Annotated in this window: 12 protein-coding genes; 9 read left to right on the plus strand and 3 right to left on the minus strand. The window is 40.4% G+C overall.

Going from position 1 to position 14,421, the window contains the following annotated elements; genetic code table 11:
* Nucleotides 1–124 precede the first annotated feature (124 nt).
* Complete coding sequence (locus JOD18_RS08695; RefSeq protein ID WP_204668568.1) at nucleotides 125–883, minus strand: DeoR/GlpR family DNA-binding transcription regulator; 759 nt, start codon at nucleotides 881–883, stop codon at nucleotides 125–127.
* Nucleotides 884–1,720: 837 nt separating this feature from the next.
* On the opposite strand from JOD18_RS08695, the gene JOD18_RS08700 reads away from it, so the two are divergent.
* The 8 genes from JOD18_RS08700 to JOD18_RS24595 all read left to right on the plus strand — a co-directional run bounded on the left by JOD18_RS08700 (nucleotide 1,721) and on the right by JOD18_RS24595 (nucleotide 11,186).
* The gene (locus tag JOD18_RS08700) at nucleotides 1,721–3,178 is read left to right on the plus strand and encodes a CoA-acylating methylmalonate-semialdehyde dehydrogenase (protein WP_204668569.1); all 1,458 of its coding nucleotides are present in this window, start codon (nucleotides 1,721–1,723) and stop codon (nucleotides 3,176–3,178) included.
* A gap of 353 nt (nucleotides 3,179–3,531) precedes the next feature.
* Nucleotides 3,532–4,350, plus strand: a complete 819-nt coding sequence (gene iolB / locus JOD18_RS08705) for a 5-deoxy-glucuronate isomerase (protein ID WP_204668673.1) — start codon at nucleotides 3,532–3,534, stop codon at nucleotides 4,348–4,350.
* A 215-nt stretch (nucleotides 4,351–4,565) separates the two neighbouring features.
* Nucleotides 4,566–5,546: a 5-dehydro-2-deoxygluconokinase gene (gene iolC, locus JOD18_RS08710; protein ID WP_204668570.1), complete on the plus strand. Its 981-nt coding sequence runs from the start codon at nucleotides 4,566–4,568 to the stop codon at nucleotides 5,544–5,546.
* 135 nt (nucleotides 5,547–5,681) lie between these two features.
* Nucleotides 5,682–7,595 (plus strand): 3D-(3,5/4)-trihydroxycyclohexane-1,2-dione acylhydrolase (decyclizing), encoded by a 1,914-nt coding sequence (gene iolD / locus JOD18_RS08715; RefSeq protein WP_204668571.1) that lies wholly within the window; start codon nucleotides 5,682–5,684, stop codon nucleotides 7,593–7,595.
* 19 nt (nucleotides 7,596–7,614) lie between these two features.
* Nucleotides 7,615–8,502, plus strand: a complete 888-nt coding sequence (gene iolE / locus JOD18_RS08720) for a myo-inosose-2 dehydratase (protein WP_204668572.1) — start codon at nucleotides 7,615–7,617, stop codon at nucleotides 8,500–8,502.
* A 28-nt stretch (nucleotides 8,503–8,530) separates the two neighbouring features.
* Nucleotides 8,531–9,394, plus strand: coding sequence for a class II fructose-1,6-bisphosphate aldolase (gene fba / locus JOD18_RS08725; RefSeq protein ID WP_204668573.1), 864 nt, complete (start codon nucleotides 8,531–8,533; stop codon nucleotides 9,392–9,394).
* A 76-nt stretch (nucleotides 9,395–9,470) separates the two neighbouring features.
* The gene (gene iolG / locus JOD18_RS08730; RefSeq protein WP_204668574.1) at nucleotides 9,471–10,484 is read left to right on the plus strand and encodes an inositol 2-dehydrogenase; all 1,014 of its coding nucleotides are present in this window, start codon (nucleotides 9,471–9,473) and stop codon (nucleotides 10,482–10,484) included.
* A gap of 576 nt (nucleotides 10,485–11,060) precedes the next feature.
* The gene (locus JOD18_RS24595) at nucleotides 11,061–11,186 is read left to right on the plus strand and encodes a hypothetical protein (protein ID WP_275582976.1); all 126 of its coding nucleotides are present in this window, start codon (nucleotides 11,061–11,063) and stop codon (nucleotides 11,184–11,186) included.
* Nucleotides 11,187–11,490: 304 nt separating this feature from the next.
* Here the strand turns inward: JOD18_RS24595 and JOD18_RS08735 are convergent, their stop codons facing one another.
* Both JOD18_RS08735 and JOD18_RS08740 read right to left on the minus strand, forming a co-directional pair.
* Nucleotides 11,491–12,429, minus strand: a complete 939-nt coding sequence (locus tag JOD18_RS08735) for an aldo/keto reductase (protein ID WP_204668575.1) — start codon at nucleotides 12,427–12,429, stop codon at nucleotides 11,491–11,493.
* Nucleotides 12,430–12,851: 422 nt separating this feature from the next.
* Complete coding sequence (locus JOD18_RS08740) at nucleotides 12,852–13,658, minus strand: histidinol-phosphatase HisJ family protein (RefSeq protein ID WP_204668576.1); 807 nt, start codon at nucleotides 13,656–13,658, stop codon at nucleotides 12,852–12,854.
* Between the two features lie 138 nt (nucleotides 13,659–13,796).
* Here JOD18_RS08740 and JOD18_RS08745 point away from each other — a divergent pair, with 138 nt between their 5' ends.
* On the plus strand, nucleotides 13,797–14,405 hold the full coding sequence (locus JOD18_RS08745) for a biotin transporter BioY (RefSeq protein ID WP_204668577.1): 609 nt from the start codon (nucleotides 13,797–13,799) through the stop codon (nucleotides 14,403–14,405).
* Nucleotides 14,406–14,421: the final 16 nt, after the last annotated feature.

Here is a 14,421-nt window from a genome sequence, read left to right on the forward strand (position 1 = left end):
ATTATGCCCTGCAAAGCATACATTTTATGATAGAGTACCTTCTCTTTTTTGGCTAGGGGATTTTTTATCACTTTCGAGTATTATTTTACACATACAGCCATCCTGGCGCAGGATGGCTTTTCGATTATTGTTCCGGATATAGAATTTCGTAATAATTTTCTTTACTATGTTTGATATAGTCCTCATCCGGCTGCTTGTCTGTGATTAGATAATCAATTTGCTTAAAATCACAATAAGTGGTTAGTGAGTACTTACCGAATTTGCTATGATCTACCAGAACAAAGACTTGCTCACTTTTCTCGATTACTTGACTTTTGATCTGTGTTTCTAACGGAGAAGAATTGGTAACCCCCTTCGATAAAGAAAGACCTGTAGAAGCCATAAAAGCTTTATTAAAGTTATATTTGCGGATAATATCGGCACTTTCTGTTCCGACATAAGATCGAGTCGAACGCTCAAACATGCCTCCGGTGGAATAAATACTCAAGTTCGGATAGCCTGTTGCCTCTAAGGTAAAATCAAGGTTATTCGTCACAATCGTAATATGTTTATCTCGAATAAACTCCAACATTTCCCCTGTTGTTGTACCAGAATCAATAAAAATGATATCTCCATCCTTGACAAACTGAGCGGCAAGTTGTGCCAATGCTTGTTTTTCACGGAATTTCTTCACTTTACGATCTTGATATGGGACGGTAAGTGGTTTTGCGATCGAAACGCCGCCATAAACCTTTTCTAATTGTTCTGTGTCAGCAAGCTCCTGTACATCCCGTCGGATCGTATTCTTTGATACATTAAAGACCTCGACCAATTCATCCAAAGATACCGATCCATGCTGTCTCACATATTCTAAAATGGCATTTACCCGTTGTGCTTTCATCATAAGACATTCTCCTTGTCAGATTAAAGTGCGTTGCTTTTATCTTACCAGAACAGACTCAAAAGTTCATCAAATTTTCATAATTCTTTTCTTTAATAAACAGTTTTCGCTCTGTTGATTTCTAATTATACCTAAATCAGTTCACCTTTTTTGTTCTACATTGGTGACATAATAAGTGTAAATCCCTTATCATCTTTTCCAAAACACCCAATAATTACCCAACCCCTGTATAACATCATCACTATAAAACGCTTACTACTTATTTTAACATAAACACCTCACCAAACTTAACCAAAATTACATCATTTTTTAATCACTTTATTGTTAACTTTTTGAATATCCTATGTTATACTCAATGTATAAAGTGAGGCTTCATCTCACTGACTACTGTAATTCAGGCGATATTAACAGTCTATCCATGCTGATAAACTAACCTGTCCAGCCAACTGTGATATGGGCTGTCTTTTATTTATCCCGGTGCAACCCCCAAGACTAGGTGGATTGCAAAGAAGTCTAAATGGAAGATAACAGAAATGATCCCGATAAGTCTTATTTTATCAAAAGCATAAGTAACCGTTATCACACATTGTTTGCAGTGTTCCAGCTTATGCTTGGAACGCTTGTCTTGTAACAGGAATGACAGTGACGAAATGTCCAGATACATCCTTGCTATACTAATAAGCAGCTATTTGAATTAATTTGGATTAAAAGGATATCATCCCTTTTGAACCAGGTGGAACCGTCCGTAAACTGCACTTCCATGGCAAAGAAGGATGATTCCAACCTATAAATCTCGTTTTATAAGACTATCATCTATATATATCTAAGGAGGAACTATCAATGTCAAGGAAATTAAAGAATTTTATTAATGGTGAATGGGTGGAAAGCAGAGCAGAACACTATGAAAACGTCTATAACCCCGCCACCCAAGAAGTACTGGCACAAGTACCAATCTCGACAACAGAAGATTTTGAAGAAGCCGCTCAAAAAGCACAAGAGGCACAAGACAAATGGAAAAAAGTATCTGTTTCGAAACGGGCACGTATTTTATTCAAATACCAGAATTTACTGCTAGATCATCAAGAAGAACTGGCAACTCTCATTACAAAAGAAAATGGAAAAAGCTACACCGAGGCACTGGGAGAAGTAGGACGCGGGATCGAGAACGTAGAATTTGCCGCAGGCGCACCGAGTTTAATGATGGGTGATTCCTTGGCTACTATTGCATCCAATATTGAAGCAGCAAACTATCGCTACCCGGTCGGTGTTGTTGGCGGTATCGCACCATTTAACTTTCCAATGATGGTACCTTGCTGGATGTTCCCTATGGCGATTGCACTTGGCAATTCTTTTATCCTCAAGCCATCAGAGAAGACACCTCTGCTTGCAGAACGTTTAGCAGAGCTGTTAGATGAAGCCGGCTTGCCTAAAGGTGTCTTCAGTATCGTTCATGGGGCACATGATGTCGTCAACGGCATTTTAGATCATCCGATTGTAAAGGCTGTTTCCTTTGTTGGTTCCAAACCAGTTGGTGAATATGTGTACAAACGCGGCAGTGAGAATCTCAAACGTGTTCAGGCACTTACAGGCGCCAAAAATCATACCACTGTACTTGCTGATGCTGATTTAGACTTAGCTACTAAGGAAATTATCAGTGCTGCCTTTGGTTCTGCAGGAGAACGCTGTATGGCCTGTGCCGTTGTAACAGTAGAAGAATCGGTTGCTGATAAACTAGTGGCTAAATTAAAAGAAGCCTCTGACCATATCAAAATGGGGAATGGCCTTGATGATGGCGTCTTCCTAGGCCCCGTTATCCGTGATGAAGCAAAAGACCGTACATTAGGCTACATTGAAAAAGGACTGGAAGAAGGAGCTACACTTGTCCGTGATGGACGCAATGATCAGCTGGAAGATGGTTATTTTATCGGTCCGACAATCTTTGAAGGTGTTACACAAGAAATGGCCATCTGGAAAGATGAGATCTTCGCTCCTGTTTTATCGATTGTACGAGTGAAAAATTTAAAAGAAGCGGTCGAATATGCCAATCAATCGGAATTTGCCAATGGTGCCTGCCTATTCACAACCAGTGCTATTTCCGTACGTTATTTCCGTGAGAATATTGACGCAGGTATGTTAGGTATCAACTTAGGTGTTCCTGCACCAATGGCCTTCTTCCCATTCTCAGGCTGGAAATCTTCTTTCTATGGAACATTGCATGCCAATGGGAAAGACAGTGTAGATTTCTACACTCGCAAAAAGGTCGTTACTGCTCGCTATAATGAACCCGACTTTTCTTAAGTATATGGACTAACCACCTTTTACGATATGATCAACACTTATGAATGATAGACTTTTGTTTTGATAGTTTACTTAATTAAGAAGATGTTCAAAAAGTCCAGGTAGCGAACTTTTTATACGAAAACTCTGTCTAAGAGATTGCACGAATGAAGCAAATCAGGAGGGCGACTAAAGTTTTCACAACTAGAGATGCCTTTCAAAACATGTTGATTTTGAACACGCGCTATAAAGGAGCGCATCTGTTTTTCTCCATTCAGCTCTTTGAACTAGGAATGCGAGACTTGCTGATGCTCTCCTCATGATAAAGCTGGAAGCGTTATCCCAATATCATTCTACATAGGAGGGAACTGATGGTGAGCAAATTATTGAGAAAACCTGCCAATCAATCTATCACCAATGGCGTAACCCTGGTACATGAAGTAAATAATGAGAATTCCGGACTGGAATATGTAGGCTTTAAAGTAATAGATCTGGAACCCAATGGAGTTTACAGTGAACAGCTGACAAACTTGGAACTATGTGTCGTTGCATTAACTGGAAAAATTACTGTATCTGATGGTAAGGAAAGTTTTGAAGAAATCGGAACACGGGATACCGTATTTGAAAGAAAACCAACAGACAGTGTCTATATTTCTCACAATAAATATGTAACGATAACCGCTAATACCAAGGCTCGTGCTGCTCTATGTTATGCACCTTCTCTTAAGGAACTGCCAACTAAATTAATCAAGGCAGCCGACAATGGTGTCGAACACCGCGGAAAATATAATAATAAACGCCTAGTACACAACATTTTGCCTGATGCGGATCCATCAGCAAATAGTCTGTTGGTGGTGGAAGTATTTACGGAAACAGCAAACTGGTCCAGTTATCCTCCTCATAAACACGATCAGAATAACCTGCCAGAAGAATCCTTCTTAGAGGAAAGTTATTATCATGAAATGAATCCGCCTCAGGGATTCGTCTTCCAGCGTGTCTACACGGAAGATCGTTCCTTAGACGAGACCATGGCTGTAGAAAATGGAGATGTCGTACTCGTTCCTAAAGGATATCACCCTGTAGGTGTGCCAGATGGCTATGCCTCTTACTATCTCAATGTTATGGCTGGACCAGAACGTATTTGGAAGTTTTATAATGAGAAAGATCACGAATGGATTATTGATCGACCATAAAGTGAAACTTCATTCAGTGGGGGTTTTTCGGCGCACAGAACGTGCTAATGCAGACGCTGCGACACGACGTCGCAAACTTAGTCTGGTTTCATCATCCCTCACTGAATGTTAGTTAAGCCAATCGTGCCGTTACTGGCTCTTAGAAATGACATGCTTCCTTATGAGTCTTATAGCCAGTTACACTGCGATAAATCTAATTAAAGGAGAGAAAAGCAATGGCACTTACATTTCATCAAAATAGAGAGTTTGACATTATTGCGATCGGCCGTGCATGTATTGACCTGAATGCAAATGAATATAATCGTCCCATGGAAGAAACGATGACTTTTACGAAATATGTTGGCGGCTCCCCTGCCAACATAGCGATCGGAAGCGGAAAACTTGGACTAAAAGCTGGTTTTATCGGAAAAATCCCTCAAGATCAACATGGAAATTTTATTAAACAATATATGAGTGACAAAGGCGTGGACACTTCTAACATGGTATTTGACACCGAAGGACGAAAAACAGGCTTAGCCTTTACGGAAATTCTCAGTCCTGAAGAGTGCAGCATTCTTATGTATCGTGATAATGTAGCAGACCTTTATTTAGAGCCCTCAGAAGTAAACGAAGCATATATTAAAAAGGCCAAGATTCTGCTTGTTTCTGGTACAGCATTGGCATTGAGTCCTTCCCGTGAAGCAGTCTTTAAGGCGATCAGCTTGGCTAAGAAAAACGATGTGAAAGTTATCTTTGAATTAGATTATCGTGGCTACACTTGGAAATCCCAAGAAGAAACTTCGATCTACTATTCGTTAGCAGCAGAATTAGCTGATGTTATTATCGGAACGCGAGATGAATATGATGTGATGGAGAACCGAAGTGAAACAGGCGATAATCAGACTACCGTTAACCACCTTTTTGCACATGGTGCAGAATTGGTAATCATCAAACATGGGGTCGATGGTTCTTATGCTTATGAACCAGATGGTACGATTCATCATGGGCAGGCTTATAAAACAAAGGTCTTAAAAACATTTGGTGCTGGTGACTCTTATGCCTCTGCCTTTCTTTATGCATTAGTGAAAGGAAAAGACTATGAAACAGCCCTCAAATTCGGCAGTGCCTCTGCCTCGATCGTTGTCAGTAAACACAGTTCCTCCGAGGCAATGCCTACAGTAGAAGAAATCGAACAGCTGATTAAAGAGCATTCCTAAATAAAGCAAGACTTATCAAGGTGTTAACATCCGAAATCTCTCAACTTACAAACGAAATAAAACAGAACTGTCAGCGGGCCTTCTCTCCCCGCCGCCAGTTGATCAAAGATCAAATAAGAAAGAAGGTTAGATGGTATGGGTAAAAAAATTCGTTTAACAACCGGGCAAGCGTTGGTTAAATTCTTAAAACAGCAATATATACATGTCGATGGCGAAGAATTTCGGTTTGTGGACGGGGTATTTAATATCTTTGGACATGGAAATGTATTAGGAATTGGGCAAGCACTTGAACAATATGGCGACGGCCTGAATATCTATCAAGGGAAAAACGAGCAAGGGATGGCACATGCTGCAATAGCTTTCAGTAAACAAAAGCTCCGCCAGCAAATCTATGCCGTAACCACATCGGTCGGTCCAGGTTCCGCTAATCTTGCCGCTGCAGCGGGAACGGCTCTTGCTAACAATATTCCTGTCTTATTTATCCCTGGTGATGTATTCTCCAGCAGACAGCCAGATCCTGTTTTGCAGCAGGTAGAGCATGAATACAGTGCTGATGTTTCTACTAATGATGCACTTCGCGCCGTTTCACGCTACTGGGATCGTGTGACAAGACCGGAACAGCTGATGTCTAGTTTGATTCGTGCTTTTGAAGTGATGACAAACCCAGCAACAGCAGGGCCAACAACCATTTGCATCGGTCAGGATGTAGAGGGAGAAGCGTTTGATTATGATGCCTCCTTCTTTCAAAAACGAGTTCACTATCTAGATCGAAAAACACCGGTAGAACGTGAACTGCGCGGGGCGACAGATCTGATTAAAAACAGTAAGAAGCCGGTTATTCTAGTCGGTGGCGGTGCCAAATACTCACAGGCAGGAGAAGTGTTAGCTCGTCTGTCAGAAAAACATAATATTCCTTTAGTAGAAACACAAGCCGGAAAAGCAACTGTGTCTGCAGATTTTCTAAACAACTTAGGCGGTATAGGAGTTACCGGTACGCTAGCTGCTAATAAGGCAGCAAGAGAAGCTGATTTAATTATCGGGGTCGGCACACGTTACACAGATTTTGCAACGGCTTCAAAAACAGCATTTGATTTTGACAACACTACATTTTTAAATATTAATGTTAGTCGTTTTCAAGCCTATAAACTAGATGCCTTCCAAGTAGTTGCGGATGCCCGTGCTAGCCTTGAACAGCTAGAAAAAACACTGGGTGATTACCAGTCTTTATTCGGTTCTCGTATCGCTGAGTTAAAAGCGGTCTGGAATCAAGAGCGCAAACGGCTTGGCAGTGTAACATTTGATCGAGACGCATTTGTACCTGAAGTAAAGGATCATTTTTCACAAGCACTTTTCAACGAATATGCCGATGCCTTAAACACTACTTTTGCCCAGACAACGGCACTATATACGATTAATGAAACCATTGAGGATGATGCGATTGTGGTTACCTCCTCTGGCTCCCTGCCAGGAGATATGCAGCGATTATGGCATCCGTCTAAGGAAAATACGTACAATGTCGAATATGGCTATTCTTGTATGGGGTATGAAGTATCCGGTGCACTAGGTGCAAAGATAGCCGCACCAGATCGAGAAGTCTATTCTATGGTTGGAGATGGCAGTTTCTTATTGCTCCACTCTGAATTTATCACGGCACTTCAATATAAGAAAAAAATCAACATTATGCTGTTCGACAACGCTGGCTTTGGCTGTATTAACAATCTTCAAATGGAACATGGTAGCGGCAGCTTCTTTACGGAATTCCGAACAGCCGATAACCAAATTCTAAATATCGACTATGCCAAAATAGCGGAAGCCTATGGTGCAAAGGCATATCGCGCCAACACGATCGAAGAATTAAAGGCCGCTATAGAAGATGCCAAAAAACAAGATACCTCTACACTAATAGAAATGAAGGTATTGCCAAAAACCATGACAGAAGGCTATGAAGCGTGGTGGAATGTTGGTGTAGCTGAGGTGTCTGACAACGAAAAAGTCCAAAAAGCTTATGATGATAAACAGCGTGTACGCCAAGAGGCCAGACAATATTGATAACGGATGAGGTGAGAAGATGGTAAATAAGCAGATAAAATGGGGCATTGCCCCGATCGGCTGGCGCAATGATGATATTCCCTCGATAGGAAAGGATAATACATTGTCCCATCTGTTAAGTGATATCGTTGTCGCAGGTTTTGACGGCACTGAGGTAGGTGGATTCTTTCCCGATGCACAAACACTTAATAAAGAGCTACAGCTCCGCAACTTAGAAATCGCCGGTAAATGGTTCTCTAGCTTTATCATTCGAGATGGTATCAAACAGGCCATTTCCGATTTCCGTGAACACTGTCAATATTTACAGAATGTACAGGCTGCGGTAGCAGTAGTATCTGAACAAACATACAGCATTCAGGGGTTAAGCCATAACATTTTTACCGAGAAACCGCATTTTACTGACCAGGAATGGGAATTACTCGCCGACGGATTAAACCAGCTTAGCCAAGTTGCGGATGAGTATGGACTAAAGCTGGTATACCATCACCATTTGGGCACTGGTGTACAAACATTAGCAGAAATTGACCGTTTAATGGACACCACCGACCCAGAACATGTTCACTTGCTCTACGATACAGGCCATATTTATGCCTCTGACGAAGAGTATATGCCTTTATTAGCAAAGTATATCAACCGAATTAAGCATGTCCATTTTAAAGATATTCGCCAAGAAGTAATGCAGAAAGCAAAAACGGAAGGCTTATCCTTCCAAAATGCCTTTCTAGCCGGTATGTTTACCGTTCCAGGTGATGGGATCATCGATTTCACAAAAGTATATGATACATTACAAGAAGTCGGCTATCAAGGCTGGATCGTGGTCGAAGCAGAACAAGATCCAGATATCGCCCACCCATTAGAATACGCACTCATTGCGCGAAAATATATTGACAGCAAATTATTGAAGTAATGACTCCTGAAAAAACGAGGTGAAAGTTATGGTATTTGTCTCCCTAAAAGACCTGCTCCCTGAAGCAAAGAAAAACAACTATGCTATCGGACAATTTAATATAAACAGCTTCCAATGGGTAGAAGCCATTTTACGGGCCGCACAACAACAGAATGCACCCGTAATATTGGCATCAACCGATCGGATTGTAGATTACCTTGGCGGTCTTAGGCTCATCGCTACAACAACAAAAAAAATCGTGGAAGAAATGAAGATCACGGTACCTGTTGTCTTACATCTTGACCATGGCTTCACTATTGAACGATGTAAAGAAGCAATCGACGCAGGATACAGCTCTGTTATGTATGACGGATCGAAACTTCCGTTGAAAGAAAATATTGCCCAAACCAAAGAAGTAGTCGATTATGCCAAAAGGCACCATGTCTCTGTAGAGGCTGAAATCGGTTCAGTTGGCGGTACGGAAGACGGGGTAACCTCTGGGATCAAATATGCCGATCCCAATGAATGCTATCAATTAGTCGAATCAACAGGTATTGATGCTTTAGCAGCAGCACTTGGTTCTGTACATGGTCCCTATCAAGGTGAACCAAAACTTGCCTTTGATTTAATGAAGGAAATTTCTGATCACCTGCAGGCAGTTCCATTTGCTCTTCATGGCGGCTCCGGTATCCCTGATCATCAAATTGTCAAAACCATTGCATACGGCCATGCCAAAATCAATGTAAATACCGAGTGTAACCAAGCATGGGCTCAAACTATCCGTGAATTATTAACGAATAACCCGGCTCTGTACAGCCCGCCTGATATCTTAGGAACAGGTATGAAAGCTATCGAAAAGGTGGTTACAGAAAAAATCCAGTTATTTGGTTCAGCAAATAAAGCTGCATCATAAAAATTGTATTATACAGCACCCAAGCTGTTTACACCGTGTAAACAGCTTATCATTCTGATAACTTGGAGGTACCAGCATGAGTAAAGTAACCGTAGGCATCATAGGTGCAGGACGTATTGGTCAACTGCATGCACGTAACATCTTATTATCTGACAACTATCAATTAAAAGGCATCTCTGACGTATATACGGATCACATCAAAGACATCGAATTCTTACAAGCTGTACCTGTGATCACGAACGAGGCGGACGATATTTTTCATGATCCGGAAATTGATGCCATATTTATCTGCTCCAGCACAGACACACATATTGATTTCATCACAAAAGCTGCACAAAACAAGAAACATATTTTCTGTGAAAAACCAATCAGCTTCGATATCGAGAAGACACGCAGCGTATTAGAAACCGTAAAAGAACATGACGTGAAATTTCAAGTCGGTTTTAACCGCCGTTTTGACCATCATTTCCGTAAAGCTTATGACGTGGTAAGAGAAGGCACGATTGGTACACCACATATTATTAAGATTACTTCACGCGATCCAGAAGCTCCACCGGAAGAGTATATCAAGCGTTCTGGAGGATTGTTTATCGACATGGCTATCCATGATTTTGATATGATCCGTTATCTATCAGGTCAGCCTGTCCAAAATATTACTGTAAAGGCAGCCTCTTTAGTAGATGAGAAATTCAGCCGTAATCAGGATGTGGATACAGCGATTATTACAATTACATTTGCTGACGGTTCATTAGGTGTGATTGATAATAGCCGCCAAGCGGTATACGGCTATGACCAACGTATTGAAGTCTTCGGTAATCAAGGAATGGTGCAAGTAGAGAACGAAAAACCGACCAATGTCAAAATCAGTACCAGTCTGACAGTTACAGAAGATAAACCCAAATACTTTTTCTTAGAGCGTTATAACGAAGGATATATCGCAGAAATCAATGAATTTGCCCAATCCATCTTATCCGACAGACCAGTCTTAGCAACCTTTGAAGATGGGCTGCAGGCAGAACTGTTAGCCCTTGCTGCCAGAAAATCTTGGCAAGAAAATCGCACAGTCGAATTAACGGAGTTTGATAGATAATAATGTATGTTAAAAAAGTTTGGTAAAAAGGATCAGCCTCGGTTAAATTCGCAATATGATATGCCTCAAAAGTTTTAGCCGATGTAGTTTTGAGTAACGGCTCTACACAGAAAGTGTTACTCTCTTTATTACTTATACAAGATGAGCAATCATATCAGAAATTCTACTTGTACCGACACATAAATTCGCTGCGTCATTTTATCGGATTTTTTGAACAATCTCTAATAATCAAACAAGAAGGCATTACCTATTTTCAAGGATAGGTAATGCTTTTTCAAAACAAATTTTCCTTTACCTAAGAACATACGTTCATTGTATATCAAAGCTGATCAAGGCATGGCAAAAGAAACAACTTGACCCATGGGAAAATCTGTTAAGTGGCTGGCTGTTGCTGTTAGGTGTAGTTGATAAACGTAAAAATCACTTCTATGATGATATCTATCAGGAATTGGAGGGAATCGCTATGCAGGATGAATCTTTACACAAGGCAATCATATCCTGGGATGATCTCAGTCATACCCGGAAGAACGCTTAGCCTACGAAGCACGCCTCAAACAGATTATGGATGAACAATCGGTGCAGCGGGATCGGGAGTTGTTGGAGATAGGGCGCAAAAAATTAGAAGAATTAGAAGAAGAAGTAAAAGGATTACAAAAGATAAATCAAGAGGTACAAAAAAAGAACGGGAAAAATCTGCGCTAGCGTCTGGAAAAATAGCGCAACGAAGCAAAAAGAGAGATTGCACGCCAGTTATTGCTACAACGTATAGATAGCTCAGCAATTATACAAGCTACCGGACTTTCTGAGGCAGAGATTCAAGTATTGGCAGATGAGATAGAGTAATAAAATAAACGCCTCTTAAAGAATTTGTCTCAGTAGCAGGTAACTTTCTCAAAAATAAATGATAAAACCAAGATTCTTTCTCTCTCACTTATAAACATACAGACGGCTGTAACCTGCTTATTCAGTGACAGCCATCTGTTATCTCTGTCATTTCCTTTTACCATTAAGCAAAAATATCACTAATCGCTCGATACTCTGCCTCTGAAATAGTAACATCTAATGTTTGTAAGTTGCTTTGTACCTGACTGCCATTCTTGGCACCAGGGATAATTACATCAATGGCATCATTAGCCAAATACCATGCCAATACTAAATGAGGAACTTCCACTTGCTTCTGACTAGCAATTTCTCGAAGCTTTTCTACTTTGGCGAGATTCTCACGGAATGCTTCGCCTTGGAAATGAGCTTGATTATTACGCAAATCACCTTCCGGGAACGTAGTATCTTCCTTATACTTACCTGCTAACAATCCAGAAGCAAGTGGAAAAAACGGAACAAAGGAAATTTGCTTGGTTTTGGTATAGTCGAAAAATTCTTGCTCTGCCTCACGCTGCATTAAATTATACAGCCCTTGAAGTACATCGACATAACCATCTTTATTAGCCTCTTTTAATTGTTCCGGTGAAAAGTTCGACACACCGATCGCACGAATTTTCCCTGCATCCTTCAACTCTTTCAAAGCTCCAACTGCTTCGTCTTTTGGTGTGTCTTCATCAGGAAAATGAATATAAAATAAATCAATATAATCGGTTTGTAAGCGTCTTAATGCTTCATCAACGGATTGCTTTAAGAATGCCGGAGAATTATCCATTCGCATTTCACCATCAACAAAATTATGGGCTGCTTTAGTTGCAATCACTACGTCGTGACGTTTCCCTATCTCTTTGACAACTTTCCCTACTAGTTCCTCTGAATAGCGCGGTCCATAAATAAATGCTGTATCCAAAAAATCAACACCATGATTAATGGCATCACGCACCATATCCATTCCCTGCTGCTCATCCAAATTCGGATATAGGTTATGGCCTCCAACTGCATTCGTGCCTAATCCTATTGGGTTCACTACTAAATCAGTGTTCGCAATGCGTACTTTATGACTCATCTTGTCCCCTCCTTTAATCCGTTCCGTTATCTTATCATATTAGCTGCAGTTTCAGTGTAGTATCTTTTGATGTTCGATGATTTCCTAGGGCAGAATAAAAATTTCTTCCCACCCACCTTTTTCTAAAAATCGATTGGAAGTAAAAAACAGGCAAACACTAATCCTTCACTTTTTCTGTTTACGGCATCCATGATATCATATGCTTGTTCAAAGGTGTTAATAGTTGATTCACAATATCCATCAAATTTCCAAATTAGTTTTCTTCCTAAAATAGTACAACAAATAGAACAATGACACAATAAATCAGTATCTAATTGATCATATACCTGACATCTCACGCATTTTTTCAGTCATATACAGCATGTTACATTAGCTTTCACTTTTCCAGAAAAAAGACACCCATTTCGAGAGCCTCATCTGCCCTATAAACTTACCGCCCGTCTTTTCTTTTCCACATAGTAAACCATTTCCTTAAAACCAATTTCCCTTAAAGTCTGTTGGACTTCCTCATACTCATCTCCAATTCGCTCTGGTACATGTGCGTCTGAGCCAAAGGAAATATCGACACCGTAATAACAAGCACGCTCTAAAATTTCATGAGACGGATACCAGCCGCCACAATCTTTCATTTTGCCGGAGGTATTTACTTCAATTGCTACACCTTCCTGAGCAATCACCTGCAGCGTTTCTTCAATAATAGGAGTCTCAATCTGAGAGAACTTTGGGTAAAAGCCTTTCATCGCATCAATATGACCTAATATTTGAAAAAGGCCGCTTCTTGCTGACTGCTGAATTAGTTTATAATAAAGTTCCTTTTCCGCTATACGTTCCTCTTCATTGAGACCATTCCAGCGTCCCCTTGCAAAAATATTAATACCCTCGACATAATGGACCGAACCAATGATATAATCAAAAGGATACGGACTATACATCTTTTGATACAATTCTTCATATGACGGAAAATAATCACTTTCCATTCCTAACAATACATGAATTTTGCCTTGGTATTTTTTCTTTAAGTCCAGTACTTCCTTCACATAATTAGGAAATTCACTCTTTGCCATCGCAATGCCCGGATATAATTGATCTTCTTCACTATAGAAATAAGGAGAATGATCAGCTATCCCGATATAGCTTAGCCCTCGTTCTATAGCCGCTTTTATGTAATCCTCAATATTTCCCTCTGCATGACCGCAGCGATAATGGTGATTGTGCAAATCAAATTTCATGAGAACGCCTCCCTTTTTATCTACTAGTTTACGGGAAATACAGAAGGCCAGCAACCCTTCTTTAATTGTTAACCAAACAAAATAATAGTTGACAATTATTCTATCTGCTATTAATCTATTGAAAGAGGAGGAATCAATATGTCTACGAAAAAAGGATTAACAGCCCTCGATCTATCAATTGGTGCTATCTTTGTAGCATTAATGGCGATTGGGGCCAACATTACATCAATCGCACCATTTATGGTAATCGGCGGAGTGCCTATTACATTACAAACATTCTTTGCACTTCTTGCTGGCTTAATGCTTGGCAGCCGCTTAGGTATGATATCTATGCTTGTTTATATGTTACTTGGTTTAGTAGGAGCGCCTATCTTCTCCCAATTTAGCGGCGGACCTTCTACATTACTGGCACCGACATTTGGATTTATTCTGTCTTATCCGATTATTGCATTTATTATTGGAAAAATCGCAGAGAAGAACCGCAAACTGCCTGTTTATCTTGGCGCTTCTCTATTAGGCTTAATACTTAACTATGCAATTGGGGCAAATTGGATGTATTTGGCTTATCAAGTGTGGTTTGAGGCACCAGAAGGATTAACTTATGCATTAGTTTGGATATGGCTCGCTGTTCCTCTGCCGAAGGATATTATCTTAGCCATCGTGGGAGGGATATTCGCCCATCGCCTCGAAAAAAGCTTTCTTGCGCGATCACAATTCCGTGCACAAACGAATATAAATAATTCTTGAAAATGGAGGCAGATCA

This window comes from Gracilibacillus alcaliphilus (genome assembly GCF_016909015.1).
GTDB lineage: Bacteria > Bacillota > Bacilli > Bacillales > Amphibacillaceae > Gracilibacillus > Gracilibacillus alcaliphilus.